16 protein-coding genes are annotated in these 15,062 nt (G+C 58.7%); 13 read left to right on the plus strand and 3 right to left on the minus strand.

Features of this window, described 5'->3' with window-relative positions; genetic code table 11:
- The first annotated feature begins 173 nt into the window (after positions 1-173).
- The 10 genes from HR9077_RS11300 to HR9077_RS11345 all read left to right on the plus strand — a co-directional run bounded on the left by HR9077_RS11300 (position 174) and on the right by HR9077_RS11345 (position 8,929).
- Positions 174-1,358 (plus strand): phage tail sheath protein, encoded by a 1,185-nt coding sequence (locus HR9077_RS11300; RefSeq protein WP_136067098.1) that lies wholly within the window; start codon positions 174-176, stop codon positions 1,356-1,358.
- Positions 1,359-1,374: 16 nt separating this feature from the next.
- Positions 1,375-1,887: a phage major tail tube protein gene (locus HR9077_RS11305; protein WP_136067099.1), complete on the plus strand. Its 513-nt coding sequence runs from the start codon at positions 1,375-1,377 to the stop codon at positions 1,885-1,887.
- A 39-nt stretch (positions 1,888-1,926) separates the two neighbouring features.
- Positions 1,927-2,235, plus strand: a complete 309-nt coding sequence (locus HR9077_RS11310; protein WP_136067100.1) for a phage tail assembly protein — start codon at positions 1,927-1,929, stop codon at positions 2,233-2,235.
- Positions 2,236-2,261: 26 nt separating this feature from the next.
- Entirely contained in the window at positions 2,262-2,381 is a 120-nt protein-coding gene (locus HR9077_RS11315) for a GpE family phage tail protein (RefSeq protein WP_136067101.1), read from the plus strand.
- A 12-nt stretch (positions 2,382-2,393) separates the two neighbouring features.
- Positions 2,394-5,126 carry a phage tail tape measure protein gene (locus tag HR9077_RS11320; protein WP_136067102.1) on the plus strand — a complete coding sequence of 911 codons (2,733 nt, stop codon included), beginning with the start codon at positions 2,394-2,396 and terminating at the stop codon, positions 5,124-5,126.
- Between the two features lie 22 nt (positions 5,127-5,148).
- A complete protein-coding gene (locus HR9077_RS11325; RefSeq protein ID WP_136067103.1) occupies positions 5,149-5,592 on the plus strand; it encodes a phage tail protein in 444 nt (147 codons plus the stop codon).
- The gene (locus HR9077_RS11330) at positions 5,589-6,620 is read left to right on the plus strand and encodes a phage late control D family protein (RefSeq protein ID WP_136067104.1); all 1,032 of its coding nucleotides are present in this window, start codon (positions 5,589-5,591) and stop codon (positions 6,618-6,620) included. Before HR9077_RS11325 ends, HR9077_RS11330 begins: the two co-directional genes overlap by 4 nt.
- Positions 6,621-7,060: 440 nt before the next feature.
- The gene (locus HR9077_RS11335; RefSeq protein WP_136067105.1) at positions 7,061-7,951 is read left to right on the plus strand and encodes an endonuclease; all 891 of its coding nucleotides are present in this window, start codon (positions 7,061-7,063) and stop codon (positions 7,949-7,951) included.
- A 61-nt stretch (positions 7,952-8,012) separates the two neighbouring features.
- Entirely contained in the window at positions 8,013-8,318 is a 306-nt protein-coding gene (locus HR9077_RS11340) for a DUF2188 domain-containing protein (protein WP_136067106.1), read from the plus strand.
- Positions 8,318-8,929, plus strand: coding sequence for a hypothetical protein (locus HR9077_RS11345; protein WP_136067107.1), 612 nt, complete (start codon positions 8,318-8,320; stop codon positions 8,927-8,929). Before HR9077_RS11340 ends, HR9077_RS11345 begins: the two co-directional genes overlap by 1 nt.
- Here HR9077_RS11345 and HR9077_RS11350 read toward each other — a convergent pair.
- Positions 8,926-9,282: a S24/S26 family peptidase gene (locus HR9077_RS11350; protein WP_136067108.1), complete on the minus strand. Its 357-nt coding sequence runs from the start codon at positions 9,280-9,282 to the stop codon at positions 8,926-8,928. The two genes, HR9077_RS11345 and HR9077_RS11350, sit on opposite strands and share 4 nt — an antisense overlap.
- 149 nt (positions 9,283-9,431) lie before the next feature.
- Here HR9077_RS11350 and HR9077_RS11355 point away from each other — a divergent pair, with 149 nt between their 5' ends.
- From HR9077_RS11355 to HR9077_RS11365, 3 genes are all read left to right on the plus strand, one after another.
- Positions 9,432-9,872, plus strand: coding sequence for a LexA family protein (locus HR9077_RS11355; protein ID WP_136067109.1), 441 nt, complete (start codon positions 9,432-9,434; stop codon positions 9,870-9,872).
- Positions 9,869-11,146, plus strand: coding sequence for a Y-family DNA polymerase (locus tag HR9077_RS11360; protein WP_136067110.1), 1,278 nt, complete (start codon positions 9,869-9,871; stop codon positions 11,144-11,146). The genes HR9077_RS11355 and HR9077_RS11360 overlap by 4 nt, the downstream gene beginning before the upstream one ends.
- 162 nt (positions 11,147-11,308) lie before the next feature.
- The gene (locus HR9077_RS11365; RefSeq protein WP_136067111.1) at positions 11,309-11,764 is read left to right on the plus strand and encodes a very short patch repair endonuclease; all 456 of its coding nucleotides are present in this window, start codon (positions 11,309-11,311) and stop codon (positions 11,762-11,764) included.
- A 200-nt stretch (positions 11,765-11,964) separates the two neighbouring features.
- On the opposite strand, the gene HR9077_RS11370 is transcribed toward HR9077_RS11365, so the two are convergent.
- Positions 11,965-13,968 (minus strand): ATP-binding protein, encoded by a 2,004-nt coding sequence (locus tag HR9077_RS11370; protein ID WP_136067112.1) that lies wholly within the window; start codon positions 13,966-13,968, stop codon positions 11,965-11,967.
- Positions 13,968-14,993, minus strand: a complete 1,026-nt coding sequence (locus HR9077_RS11375; protein WP_136067113.1) for a DNA cytosine methyltransferase — start codon at positions 14,991-14,993, stop codon at positions 13,968-13,970. Before HR9077_RS11375 ends, HR9077_RS11370 begins: the two co-directional genes overlap by 1 nt.
- Positions 14,994-15,062: the final 69 nt, after the last annotated feature.

Consider the following 15,062-nt stretch of genomic DNA (forward strand, 5'->3'; position numbering starts at 1 on the left):
ATTTCTGTAGTTCTTAGTACTACAACGCCCCTCCGCCCGGGCTACCCCACTACACCCCTCCCTTGGTGTAAACCCCTCCACTTACACCCTGCCCCGCTAACACCCTACCCGCGCGCGCCGCACGATACCTGCGTGAATTCACCTTTTCAGGCTGAACCTGCGCAGGAGCCACCATGGCACTCGATCAATACCACCACGGCGTGCGCGTCCAGGAAGTCTCCGACGGCACTCGCAGCATCCGCACGGTCTCGACGGCGATCATCGGCGTGGTCTGTACCGCCGAGGATGCCGACGCCGCGGCCTTCCCGCTCGACCAGCCCGCCCTGGTCACCAATGTCGACACCGCGATCGGAAAGGCCGGCACCACCGGCACGCTGAAGGACACCCTCACCGCCATCGGCCAGCAATCCAAGCCGGTGATCGTCGTGGTGCGTGTCGCCGAGGGCATTGACGACGAAGAGACCACTGCCAACGTCATCGGCACCACCACTGCGACCGGCCAGCGTACCGGCCTGCAGGCGCTGCTGACCGCGAAGCAGAAGCTGGGCGTCACGCCGCGCATCATCGGTGTGCCAGGGCTGGATACTCAGCCGGTGGCCACCGCCATGGTCTCGGTGCTGCAGCAGCTGCGCGCCTTCGGCTATGCCTATGCCCACGGCTGCGAAACCATCACCGACGTGACCGCCTACCGCGACGAGTTCGGCGCGCGCGAGCTGATGATCATCTGGCCGCAGTTCCAGGCATTCGACACCGACGATGCCGCCACCGTCTCGATCAGCCCCGTCGCCATCGCGCTCGGCCTGCGCGCGAAGCTCGACCAGGAGATCGGCTGGCACAAGACGATCTCCAACGTGGTGGTCAACGGCGTCACCGGTATCGACCGCGATGTGTTCTGGGATCTTCAGTCCCCCAACACCGATGCGGGGATCCTCAACGCCGCGGACGTCACCACGCTGATCAACCAGGGCGGCTATCGCTTCTGGGGCTCGCGCACCTGCGCCGGCCCGCAATCGCTGTTCCCGTTCGAGAACTACACCCGCACCGCGCAGATCCTCGCCGACACGATCGCCGAGGCGCACCTGTGGGCGGTCGACAAGCCGATGCACGCCTCGCTGGCCCGCGACATCATCGAAGGCATCAACGCCAAGTTCAGCGAGCTCAAAGCCCTGCGGCTGATCGTCGACGGCCAAGCCTGGCTGAACGAGGAGCTCAACACCCAGGAGTCCCTGAAAGCGGGCAAGCTGCGCATCGATTACGACTACACGCCGGTGCCGCCGCTCGAGGACCTCGGCTTCCAGCAGCGCATCACCGATTCATACCTGGCTGACTTCGCCGAGCGCGTCGCCGCCACCGCCTGACAGGAGACACTGACCCATGGCACTCCCCAAGAAGCTCAAGGACCTGAACCTGTTCAGCAACGGCGACAGTTGGCAGGGCATCGTCCAGTCGGTAACGCTGCCCACCCTCACCCGCAAGATCGAGGAATGGCGCGGCGGCGGCATGGATGGCCCGGTCGGCATCGACATGGGCATGGACGGCCTGATGACGACCCAGTGGACCGTCGGCGGCCTGGTCGAAAGCATCTTCGACAACTTCGGCAGCGCGCGCATCGATGCCGAGATGCTGCGCATGACCGGCAGCTACGAGCGCGACGACGTCGACGAAGCCGCGGCGGTGGAAGTCGTGATGCGCGGCCGCCACACCGAGATCGACATGGGCGACGCCCAGTCCGGCGAGAACACCGAGCACCAGGTCACCAGCACGCTCAGCTACTACAAGCTGATCATCGATGGCACCACCAAGATCGAGATCGACATCCCCAACCAGGTGTTCAAGGTCAACGGCGAAGACCGCCTCGCCGGCCGCCGCCAGCGCCTGGGCCTCTAAGCCGCCCGCTACCCACTCATTGCACAGGAACCAACCCTCATGACCAAGGCACAAGTCGCCCAGGCAATCACTACCACCGTCACCCTCGACACGCCGATCGTGCGCGGCGAGACCGAGATCACCGAGCTGACGCTGCGTAAGCCCTCGTCCGGCGAGCTGCGCGGCGTGAACCTAGCCGACGTACTGCAGATGCAGACCGACGCGCTGATGACGCTGATCCCGCGGCTCTCGAACCCTTCGCTGACCGCTCCCGAAGTACGCCAGATGGACCCCGCCGATCTGGTTCAGTGCGGCGGGGAGATCGCCGGTTTTTTGGTCTCGAAGCGGGTGCGGGGCGAGACCGCATAAACCTCCCTGCTCAGGTGGAAGACGCGATGGCCGACCTGGCCATCGTTTTCCACTGGACCCCCGCCGACTGCGCGGACTTCACCCTGCGCGAACTGATGGATTGGCGTGAGCGGGCGCGCAAGCGCAGTGCCGCCGACAACAACTGAACAGGGCCCGCCATGGCGCGCGATCTTAAACTGCAAGTCATCCTCGATGCGGTCGACAAGGCCACCCGGCCGCTCAAGTCGATTGATCGCGCGTCTGAGGGCGCCGCCAAGGCCCTGAAGGAGAACCGCGACCGCCTCAAGCAACTACAGGCGGTCCAGAAGGATGTCAGCTCCTTCCGCACCCTCAAGCACCAGTCCGGCGACACCGCCAAGGCCCTGCGCGAACAGCAGGACCGCATACGCCGCCTGTCGCAGCAGATGCAATCCAACCAGGGCGACACCGCCGAGCTGTCTGCCGAGCGCAAGAGAGCCGTCGCCCTGGCCCGCAAGCTCACCCAGCGCTACTCGAGCGAAGAGCAAGAACTTCACCGGCTGCGGACCCAGCTGAAGAACAACGGCGTCAGCACTACCGATCTGATGCGCGATCAGCGACGCCTGACCGAGCAGATGAGCCAAACGAGTCAGGCGGCAGATGAGCAGCGTCAGCGGCTGAAGCGCCTCGCCGAGCAGCAGAAAGCCCTCGCACGCGCCCGCTCGAACTACGACCGCGGCATGAGCATGCGCAACAACATGGCCGGTACCGGCGCCAGCATGGCCGCATCCGGCGGCGCCGCGCTATATGCTGGTGCGCGCCTGCTGGCACCGGGCGTCGAGTTCGGCAAGGCGATGTCCCGCGTTCAGGCCCTTACCCGCCTGGACGGCAACGACGAGCAACTCAAAGCACTGCGCGACCAGGCCCGCGAGCTGGGCGCAAGTACCGCATTCAGCGCTGGCCAAGCGGCCAACGCCCAGGGCTTTCTGGCCATGGCCGGCTTCACTCCGGAGGCCATCAAGGCCTCGATGTCCGACATGCTCAACCTGGCACTCGCCAACGGCACCGACCTCGCCCGCACGGCGGATATCGGCTCCAACCTGCTTACCAGCTTCGGCCTTGGTCCAGATGAGATGGGGCGGTTAGCCGACGTCATCACTGCCACCACGACCCGGGCGAACGTCGATCTCGAGATGCTCGGCGACGCCATGAAGTACGTCGCGCCCCAGGCACGCGCCATGGGCCTGTCGCTCGAGGAAGCCGCCGCCATGGCCGGGCTGCTCGGCAACGTGGGTATTCAGGGCAGCCAGGCCGGTACCACGCTGCGCGCGATGATGACGCGCCTGGCCGCGCCCACCGGCAAGGCCGCCAGCGCCCTCAAGGAACTGGGCGTCAACGCCAAGGACGCCGACGGCAACCTGCGCAACGTGCCGAAGATCCTCGCCGACGTGGCCAAGGCCACCGAGACCATGGGCAACGCCGACCGCGCCGCCTACCTCAAGGAGATCTTCGGCGAGGAACCCGGTGCCGGCATGGCCGAGCTGATCGCTCAGCAGGGCGCGGCTGGCATCGAGAAGTTCACCGAGATCCTGACCCAGGCCGGCGGCGAGAACGCCCGCGTGGCCAAGACCATGACCGACAACATCGCCGGCGACCTCAAGAGCCTGTCATCGGTCTGGGATGAGGTCGGTATCAGCATCACCGACACCAACAAGGGGCCCCTGCGCGAGCTGATCCAGAACGTGACCAGCATCACCCGCGGTGTGGGCAACTGGATCAAGGAGAACCCGCAGCTGGCCGGCACCCTCGCCAAGGTCGCCGGCGCGCTGGCCGTGCTGGTGACCGCCGGCGGCGCGCTGACGCTGATGCTGGCCTCGATCATGGGGCCGATGGTCATGGTGCGCTACGCCATGGCCATGTTCGGCCCCAACGTGCTGAGCGCCGGCAAGGCGCTGCTGTGGCTGGGCAGCGTGTTCCGCACGGTGGCGATGTTCTTCCTCACCAACCCGATCGGCCTCGCCATTGCCGCGCTCGCCGGCGCCGCCTACCTGATCTACAAGCACTGGGAGCCGATCAAGGCGTTCTTCCTGGGGCTTTGGCAGCAGGTGAAGGCGGCGTTCAGCGAAGGCGCCGGCGGCGTGGCCCGGCTGCTGCTCAACTGGAACCCCATCGGCCTGATTTACAAGGGCATCACCGCCGGCCTTTCCGCGCTGGGCGTCGAGATCCCCGCCAACTTCAAGACGCTGGGCAGTGCCATCGTCGACGGCCTGATCGGCGGCTTGGCGGGCAAGTTCACCGCCCTGAAGGACAAGGTGGTCGGCATGGCCAGCAGCGTGAAGAGCTGGTTCGCCGACGTGCTGGGCATCAACTCACCTTCGCGGGTGTTCGCCGAGTTCGGCGGCTGGACGGTCGAGGGCCTGATCAGCGGCCTCACCAGCAAGATCGCCGCGCTCAAGGACAAGGTGGTCGGCATCGCCAGCAGCGTGAAGGGCTGGTTCGCCGACGTGCTCGACATCAACTCGCCCTCGCGCGTCTTCGCCAAGCTGGGCGGCTACACCGTGGACGGCCTCAACCAGGGGTTCGACGCCCAGCGCGACGAGCCCGCCAAGCGCGTCGCCGACATCGCCAAGCGCGTATCCCGCGCCGGCGCCGGGCTGGCCATCGGTGCCGCCGCCCTGCCCAGCGCGGCGATGCCAGGCATCACCCAGCAGGAACCGATCCGCTTCGATACCCGGCCGCCGATCGCCGCCGGCAGTGGCCAGCAGGCCATCGACAACCGCATCACGATCGGCGACATCCAGGTGAGCGCCGCGCCCGGCATGGATGAACGGCAGCTCGCCCAGTACGTCGCCCAGGAAGTCCAGCGCGCGCTGGCCCAGGCACAGCACGACGCCAGCGCCCGCCGACGTTCGTCGCTGCGCGATATCGACTGATTCCTAGACCGGGAGACCCGCCATGCTCATGGCCCTTGGCATGTTCGTTTTCGAGGCGCGCAGCGTACCCTACCAGCAGCTGCAGCGCTCCACCGAGTGGCGCCACGCCAGCCAATCCCGCGTCGGCGACAGGCCGGCGTATCAGTTCGTCGGCCCCGGCGCCGACACCATCACCCTTTCCGGCACGCTGCTGCCGGAATTCACAGGCGGCCGGCTGGACCTGGACGAGATCCGCGACATGGCTGACCAGGGCAAGGCCTGGCCGCTGGTTGAGGGCACCGGCAAACAGTACGGGCTGTGGGTGATCCCCCGCGTCCAGGAAACCTCGAGCACGTTCTTCCGCGACGGCGCTGCGGCCAAGATCGAGTTCACGCTCTCGCTCGAGCACGTCGATGACGAGCGCACCGACCTGATCGGCAGCCTGTCCACGTCGGCGATCGCCCGGCTCGCCGGGGCCTACGCATGAGCGACAGCAACGCCCGCCCCTACCGGCGCCCAAGCTACCGCATCACCCTGGGCGGTACCGATATCACCCCGCGCATCAATGGCCGGCTGATCAGCCTGCGCCTGCGCAGCCAGCGCGGCCTCGAGGCCGACCAGCTGGATATCACCCTGGCCGACCACGACGGCGCCCTCGAGCTGCCCCGCCGCGGCGTCTCTCTGCGCGTGGCCTATGGCTGGCAGGATGAAGGACTGATCGACAAGGGCCTGTTCACTGTCGACGAGGTCCAGCACAGCGGCTCGCCGGACCAGGTCACCATCCGCGCCCGCTCGGCCGACATGCGCGGCCCGCTGCTCGGCAAGCGCTCCCAGAGCTGGCACGACATCACCGTGGCCGAGATCATCGACACCATCGCCAAGCGCCACGGGCTCGACCCGGTGATCGGCAACACGCTGGGCGGGATCCGCGTCGGCCACATCGACCAGACGGAAGAATCCGACCTCAACTTCCTCACCCGCCTGGGCGAGCGCCACGATGCCATCGCCGCGATCAAAGCCGGCAGGATGCTGTTCACCAAGGCCGGCGAAGCGCTGACGGCCAGCGGGCTGAGCATGCCGACCATCACCCTCACCCGCCGGGACGGCGACCAGCACCGCTACAGCGTCACCGATCGCGACAGCTACAGCGGCGTGAAGGCCTACTGGAACGACACCAGCGGCGCCGAGCGCAAGATCGTGCTCACCGGCAGCGGCGACAACGCCAAGCAGCTGCGCCCAACGTACGCCAGCGAGGCCGACGCCCTGGACGCCGCCCAGGCGGAGTGGCAGCGCATCCAACGCGGCCTGGCCGAGTTCGACCTGACGCTGGCCTACGGACGGCCGGACATCCTGCCCGAATCACCGCTGCGGGTGAGCGGCTTCAAGCCGGACATAGACGCCACGCCCTGGTTGGTGACCGAGGTGGAAGATTCGCTGGACGACAACGGCTTCGGCACGCGGGTGCGGTGCGAGGTGAAGGGTGGCGAGGAACAGCAGGAAAGTACGGGGCCCTGAACGAAAACGCCTCAGCCATCCGAGTTGGCTGAGGACTCGCGCTGTGGGTCTCCCTACCCCGTTCGCCCAACGTAACGCCAATGCGGCAAGCTGCACGTACGAAATTGGAGACATTTTTTGTAAGAGATTTCGCACAAATTCTGCGCAAGACACGGGCCCCTACTGAGTAGGGGCCCGCATGACGTAAACAGCAGACGAACCAGCGGGTGGAACGAGAATTCGGGACGTCACAATTTCAGGCTAGCAGCTAACCACAATCCTGATCGCTCGAAATAAAGCCGAGATTGAAGCGATATCGAAGCACTCCCGCGATCCTTCGCACACCGCCTCGCCTGGCGCACCACTACGCCCCCAACGAACTCTGACTCGCCCGAATCGACCCGCTCCCCCCTATAGATTCGCCTCGTGATACAGTCCGCCCCTTTTGCCGGAGACCCCGCATGAAGCCGCTTGCCATCCTCGCCTTCACCCTCGCAACTGTGGCGCTCTCCGCCCAGGCTGCACCACCCACCTCCTTCTCCGCCGCCAAACGGCTCGCCGAGAGCCAGGTCTATTACGATCAGGACGAGTCCTTCTACTGCGGCTGTGACTTCACCTTCGAAGGCGGGCCAGATCTCGCTAGCTGCGGCTACCAGGTGCGCAAGCAGGCCAAACGAGCAGCACGCATCGAGTGGGAACATGTGATGCCTGCCTACGATATCGGCCGACAACGGCAATGCTGGCAAGAAGGCGGGCGTGACCATTGCCGGGCCACCGACCCGACCTTCCGCAGCGCTGAAGCGGATCTGCACAACCTGGTGCCATCGGTCGGCGAAGTGAACGGCGACCGATCGAACCTGCGCTACGGCATGGCCACTGGTGCCAGCGCCTATCAGTACGGCCAGTGCAGCGCGAAGGTGGACTTCGAAGAGGACGTTTTCCAGCCACCGGCCAGCCAGCGCGGCAATGTCGCCCGCACCTACTGGCACATGCGCGACGAGTACGGCATCCGCATCAGCCGGCAGCAGGAGCAACTGTTCCAGGCCTGGGCGAAGCAAGATCCCGTCGACGCGTGGGAGCGAGAGCGTAACCGCCGCATCGCCGCGATCCAGGGCAGCGGCAACCCCTACGTCAGCGACGAGACGCTTCCAGCCCAAGCGATCCTACCTACGACATCAGTAGCCAACGACCCAGGGCTTCCCGTCAGTGATGACGGCTTCAACTGCGCTACTCGCAAGACCTGCGGTGCTATGGCATCTTGTGAGGAGGCGCTATACTACCTGCATCAGTGTGGGAATAAGCGACTAGACAGGGACAAAGATGGCTTACCCTGCGAAAGAACTTGCAGATAAAGCTTAAAGAACCAAAGTTACCGAAACTTTACCAGCATGACTACCTATTGAGAGAAATGCCATGAAACTTCACTACCACGTATCTAAAGCAGGAGAGCACTGGCAAATAGCTTCTGAGAAAAAACCTGCATCAAAAACATTTCGGACAAAATCAGATGCTATTGCTCACGCCCAAAAAGCACTGAAAGGCAAAAACGAAAACGCAACCTTGGTCATACATAAAGCAGACGGGTCAATAGGCGAAGTCAGGTCCTATCATGACAAAAACACTCCGCGAATAAAAGAAGCAAAAATTGCGAGGAGACTAGACACTGACAAGATCAAGCTAGCCATAGCAGAGGCTTTAGAAAAAAAACGGGGTGAATAATGGCTTCTCAATACAATTACAATATTTTCGTCAACTGCCCTTTTGATGAACAGTACTCACCATTATTTGAAGCCATTCTTTTCTCAATCTATAAATGTGGTTTTCGGCCGCGATGTGCTCAAGAGACATTTGATGCAGCAGGCACTCGAATTGAGAAGATCAAGGAAATAATAAGCGAATGCCGTTTCGGAATCCATGATATTTCCAGAACCGACCTTGATGCACATAACAACCTTCCACGCTTCAACATGCCTCTTGAACTTGGCATATTCCTAGGGGCTAAAAGCTATGGATCAGGAAAACAAAAAAACAAAATTGCTATTGTTATGGACACACAAAAATATCGCTACCAACAGTTCATCTCAGACATAGCAGGCCAGGACATTTCTGCTCACGAAAACGATCCAGAAAAAATAATAAGGACAATAAGAAACGCTCTAAACGGCTCTCATGTAAATGGACATATCACAGGCCCACAAAATATTGTAGATGTATATGAGAAATACCAGGCAACCAAACCTTACATTATAGAAAATCTCGGCCTTGATCCTAATGAGCTGACATATGCGGACAAGCTTCAAATAATTGAAGAATTTTTGGAAATAGCTTAGTAGATCCCATACCGCCTCGCCTGGCTCACCACCACGCCCCGCAACATGTTCTGCCGTGCCCGGATCGACCCGCTCCGGTCGCGCGGCGGAATCAGCAACAGGCTCCCGCCGAGCCGGAACGCCTGGTATAGCCGCTGCTCCTCGTCACAATCCACGATCACCAGGTCGTCGTGCTGAGCGGTGCGCGCCTCATCGACCACCAGCACGTCGCCCTCGATCAGCGGCCCGTCGACGCCGGCGTCCTCGCCGATCTCCACCAGGTAGCAGCTCGGCGCGAACTGGCTGATGTCGTACCCATGCAGTGCGGGGTGGTCGAGGCCAGCAATCAGCGGGCCCAAGTAATTCACGATCATGCGTCTACCCTGCAAACCCTTGTTTGTTCTGGTTTATCCGGTCGAGCGTTGAATGCCAAACCGGCCGGCGCATTCCATTAGCATTTGCCTCACGGCGCCGCTTCGCTGAATACTGTATATGCAAACAGCAACCGACGTGAAGGACCACCATGTCACGCACCCACACAATCCCCGCGGCACTCTCGCCGCACCCGCTCGAGCTACCTTTCCCCGAGACGCGCATTCGCGCCGGGCTAGCTGGCTTTCCCAGCCCCGCGCAGGACTACGAGGGCCGGCGGCTGGATCTCAACGAGCGGCTCATCAAGCGCCCCGCTGCCACGTTCTTTCTCACCGTTGCCGGCGACAGCATGGAGCCGCTGGGCATCGATGACGGCGACCTGCTCGTCGTCGACCGCTCGCTCGACCCACGCCCCGGCCACATCCTCGCCGCCCTGGTCGATGGCGAGCTGATGGTCAAACGCTACGAGCTGCTCGGCAACCGGCCGTATCTCGCCTCCGGCAACCCGCGTTACGCGCCGATCCCGCTCACCGACTGCGACTGCCAGGTGTGGGGCGTGGTCCGCTCAGTGATTCACGAGTACCCGGTATGATCGGCCTGGTCGACTGCAACAACTTCTACGTCAGCTGCGAGCGCGCCTTTCAGCCACATTTGGAGGGCGTCCCGGTCGGCGTGCTCAGCAACAACGACGGCTGCGTCATCGCCCGTTCGGCCGAGATCAAGCAGATCGGCATCGAGATGGGCACCCCGGCATTCCAGATTCAGCACCTGGTGCGCCAACGCCGCGTCGTGCTGCTCTCGTCCAACTATGAGCTCTACGGCGACATGTCATCCCGGGTGCAATCGGTGCTCGAGGAGTTCGCGCCGGAAGTCGAGCCTTACTCGGTCGATGAGATGTTCGTGAGATTTCACGGTTTCGAGGCCGCCGCCCTCACAGACCACTGCCGGCGGCTGCGCCACCAGGTGCGCCAGTACACCGGCATCCCCGTCTCGATCGGCGTCGCCCCCACGCGCACCCTCAGCAAGCTCGCCAACCATGCAGCGAAGAAGGTCTCCGGCTACGGCGGCGTCTGCGTGCTCACCGGTGATGGGCCAGACACCAAGGGGCTGCTGCAGCGGGTCAAATTGGATGGCATCTGGGGCGTCGGCCGGCGCCTGGTCGAGCGCCTGCACATCATGGGCATAAAGACCGCCTGGGATTTGCGCAACGAAGATCCCAAACGCATCCGCCGACGCTTCAGCGTCACCCTCGAACGCACCGTGCTCGAGCTTAAGGGCATCCCCGCGATCGAAATGAACGACTTCGCCGAGCCCAAGCAACGCATCATGACCAGCCGCTCGTTCGGCAAGCTCACCGGAGACCTGGGCGAGATCCGCGAGGCGATCCGTCAGCACGGCCAGCGCGGCGCTGAAAAGCTCCGCGAGCAACGCAGTCTCACCAGGGCGGTGCTCGTCTTCCTGAAGACCAACCCGCACCGGCAGGACCTGCGGCAGCACTCGCCAAGCATCATCGTCGAGCTCAACCGGCCCACCGATGACAGCCGGCCGATACTCCAGGCCGCCCAGCACGCGCTGAATCGCATTTACCTGAAAGGCCACCTCTACATGAAGGCAGGGGTAATGCTCATCGACCTGGTCGATGCCGATCGCCAGCAACTCTCGCTGCTCGACACGCCACAAAGCGACGCCGACCGCCAGCGCAGCGCGAAGCTGATGGCCACCATGGACGAGCTCAACAAGACGATGGGGCGTGGTACAGTCCGGCTCGGCATGCCGACAGATGGTGCCGCATGGCACTTGCGCTGTGCCAATCGCACGCCCAGGTGGACGACGAGGTGGAATGAAATTCCCGCCGCTAAAGCTTAGCGACTGCAGCTATTGAGACGTGACGGTATATAGTAGTTATCGGGCGACTACACATGACACATGTTAAATCAGTAATTCACCTCAGGCGGGCTTGGCGTCTACGCTATGAAGAAGCGAATATGAAATGTAATAGTCAAAACAGCAGGCAAGGATGCCTTAACAATGGTAGACCACGTTGATAGTAGTACACGATCCAAAATCATGGCTTCCGTGGGCTGGAAGAATACGGAGCCGGAGCTGGCTCTGAGACGTTATCTACATGCTCGCGGTTACCGCTTCCGTCTGCATCGAAAAGATCTACCAGGAAAGCCGGACCTAGTTCTACCCAAGCATCAGCTTGCAATTTTCGTGCATGGCTGCTACTGGCACCGTCACCCTGGTTGCCATTATGCATCAACCCCGAAGTCGAACCTTGGGTTCTGGGAAGACAAATTCGAGAAAAACATTGACCGAGATCGGCGACAGCAACAGGAACTCATCGATCTCGGTTGGAAGGTTCTCATTATTTGGCAATGCGGATTGCGTCTTTGTAGAGATGAAATGGATGTGATCGATAGCCTGGTGGGCAACAACAGCCTTTACAATGAGTGGCCCATAGAACCGCCCCGGCCAGGGTAAAGCCGCACTCTCGCCCGTCGTCAGTTTCGCTTGTGCCTTTTACCATAGCTCAACTTACTGCTTGTCAGATTGCTGAGCGTCGAATAACTAGACTTGGCTGACGCCACGCTATGGCGTGGCGTCAGTAGATCCTCGAGGAGCGGCTCACCGATGCGATGAACAAATCGCGGGCGAACTATAGTGTGAGACACGACCGTGCATTAAGCATCGCTTTCGGCGGAAAGTCTTGGGTTGTCGGCAACATCCCCTCCGGCCAAACTCTGAAGCCTCTCATCATCAGGATTTCTCTCTAATAAGTGATCGAAGAACTCCTGCCATTGACGCTTGGCCTTACTTAATAAATCCTCCCAGGTCATAGCATATTTGCTATCTTCAGCCAATCGCTGAATTCGTCTTGGCGTCCCACCTCTTAAATTCTTGAACTTGTCAGCTACAACATAACCAATTACATGGCTAAACTGAATAGCAGTAGAGGATTCGCATTGCGCTCTAATAGCGTCGACATATTGCTCAAAACGATTGATATGATCAACATCAAGCTTAAGCTCTGGCCTCATGAACTCAAGAACTAGCAAAGTTCTCCCGCTCCCAAGGACCAAGTCAACGCGCCCCCTGAAATCAGGGTCGGTGTTAAGCCCCGCCTCATCTGTGGCATCTCTGATTATATGGTTAACATTTCTTTCAATGGCAAAGGTTTCCCACTCAGGCGATATTAGCCAAGGGTTTTTAGCGATGTAATCTCTTATGGCATTCTCAAGGTCTTTTGTACGTATTCGAGCTTCAAGGCCATTAATGGCTTCGAGCTTAGCCTTAACAGATTCAGCTGTATGTAAAGCCTGGATAGTATTGGCTTCTACTAATATCGCCAACAATCTCTTTTCGTCCATATCTTCGGAACGAGACATTTCATCGATAAGACCACGTAAACGACCATGCTCCCATGCGGTGAGAATGGCTGAACCGAGATCTTGAAACTGTTGTTGGGTAAGTTTATCGATAGATGCCAACTTTCTTAAAGCACCTTCTACTGTTGAGGCCTCAGATCCTAAACGCTTTAACCGATTTTCGAAGTCGAGAAGCTTCCCTGTTAAAATATTAAGCTTTTCCTCGCCGCGTCTTTTCTTCCAAATACCTAGCAAGCTCTTAACACGTTTTTGGCCCCATTCTTCCAAAGCGGCGAGGCGCTCATCTTGCCAATTCATCCTCTGCCGTTCAGTGGAGATCAGATCATCTTCTTGCTCGTCGATGAAGTCTGCTGTCACTGACCCCGCGAGATACTCAGGACCGGTCTGAGTAGTAAGCCCTCCAGTTAAATTAAACATGAATGCGCTTTGGGCCAGCTTGTGATGCGCAAATATAGAAATTCCCTGTAAAGCTTCCTCTTTGATGGTGTCGTTGTAAAACTGGAAGCGCCACCAAATTTCATTACCATCCTCAAGTCTCTCTAGCCCCCAACCATCTTTGACTTCCAGGATCGAGCTAGGTCTTTCTGTAGATTGATAGTCCTTGGGAAAAGAAAACTGAACATCTGAAAAGTCTTCATCTTCCGGTATGTGAATGCCATCCACGAACACATCAAATGAATCCGTAACCCCTAAGAAATTAAAACGTCTAGCCATCGACCTTGAGAACTGTGGAACAGAGATAGCTCTTCCCAGCTTCAACTCTCGCAAAGTAATAACGGTTCCATGATCTACTATTCTAGCACTATCAGGTGGTAGATACTGACTAACAATTATTTCTTGATCACTGGTATCAACGTAATCGCTGGACGACCTAATAGTATCTATATCAAGCATAAAAACGGTTTTCTCGCCGGTCTTCTTTGAAACCGTAGCGATTTCTATTTTTTTAGCTATCCCGAAACCCGCGAATTTTCCTATTCCCTTTCGCCCCATAAGTGGGCGTCCATGCGAAGACGATGTATCCTCGGCCTCATATGCTCTGCGGTCATAACCAACCTTTAAAAATCTCTGCTCGCATTCCTCGAAGGTCATGCCTTGGCCATCGTCTTTTATTGAAATGGTTCTTGCGCTTTGTGTAATAGCAGCATCAGGAAGAGTGATATCGACTCTTGCAGCGCCTGCGTCCCAAGCATTAGAAACCATTTCGGCCAAGGCCGCCGTAGGGCTCTGATACATCTGGATGCCGAGGTGATCTATAATTCTTCCATGGAATGCAAGTTTTAATTTTTTATCAGACATTATGCCCCCAAATGTTCCCTGATCGCGTGTGCATGTGCCTGAATGAATTTTGGTGGCAAAGCATTCCCAATCATTAAGGCCAAGCTATCTTTTCCCTTTCTTAAGGAAAATTTATAGTCGGGAGGGAAGGTCTGCAAAGCAGCCGCCTCCCTTAGCGTTATTGCTCTATTTTGTTCAGGATGTAGAAACCGCCCTTTTGAAGGATTGTGACATCCTCCAGTAATGGTTGGCGAAACTTTATCCCACCACATTCGCCCATATACATCCAAAAAACCTTTCGGGCATTTTTTATGACATGGCAGCTGGAGATGATCCGGCAGATCTAGCCGCCCTCCGCCATCTTTTGGTATAGCCGCTATAACCTCAGTGACTCTTGGGCTTCTTATGACCGGCAAATCATGGATCTCGTCACCAGACTTTCCAGGCTCAGGAAGGTTTCCAATGGCTTCACGAACCGTAACTTTCTTCATTACTTTCGGTGGTGAAGTTATACTTCCTAATCTGCTGGCGACAAATATCATCCTTTTTCTACGCTGAGGAACCCCATAATCAGAAGCGTCTTCGACCGAAGCGCTTTTTTCATTTATCGAATAACCAAGTGCTGACACGGCCGATAAAAAAGTTCCCATCCTGCTATCTTTAATTAGATAAGGTACATTTTCTAACATTAGAGCTCTCGGCTGGAATGTTTCAACAAACCGCAGGTACTCAAAAATTAAATCATTCCTTACATCTTCAGCCGAAATATGCTTATTTCTAGTGCGCAGCTTAGAAAAGCCTTGGCAAGGAGGGCATCCAGCAAGAAGATCAAGCTCTCCAGCCTTAAGACCCAACTGTTGCATAACAATGTTAGGGTCAATATTTTTAATATCATCTGCCACTGCTAATGGAGTGGCATGATTCATTTTATATGTCTCGATAGCCACAACATTATTATCTACAGCAAAGACCACTTCGAACCCAGCATCTTTAAGCCCTTGGGACAATCCTCCTGCGCCGCAAAATAGGTCTATAGCTCTTAACATCAATCTTCACCAAAAAAAAGGGGCGTTCTATCCAAGGCAAACCACTTCCGTGAAGGATATCTAAATCTC

This window comes from Modicisalibacter radicis (genome assembly GCF_900961225.1).
In the GTDB taxonomy this organism is placed as follows: Bacteria; Pseudomonadota; Gammaproteobacteria; order Pseudomonadales; family Halomonadaceae; genus Modicisalibacter.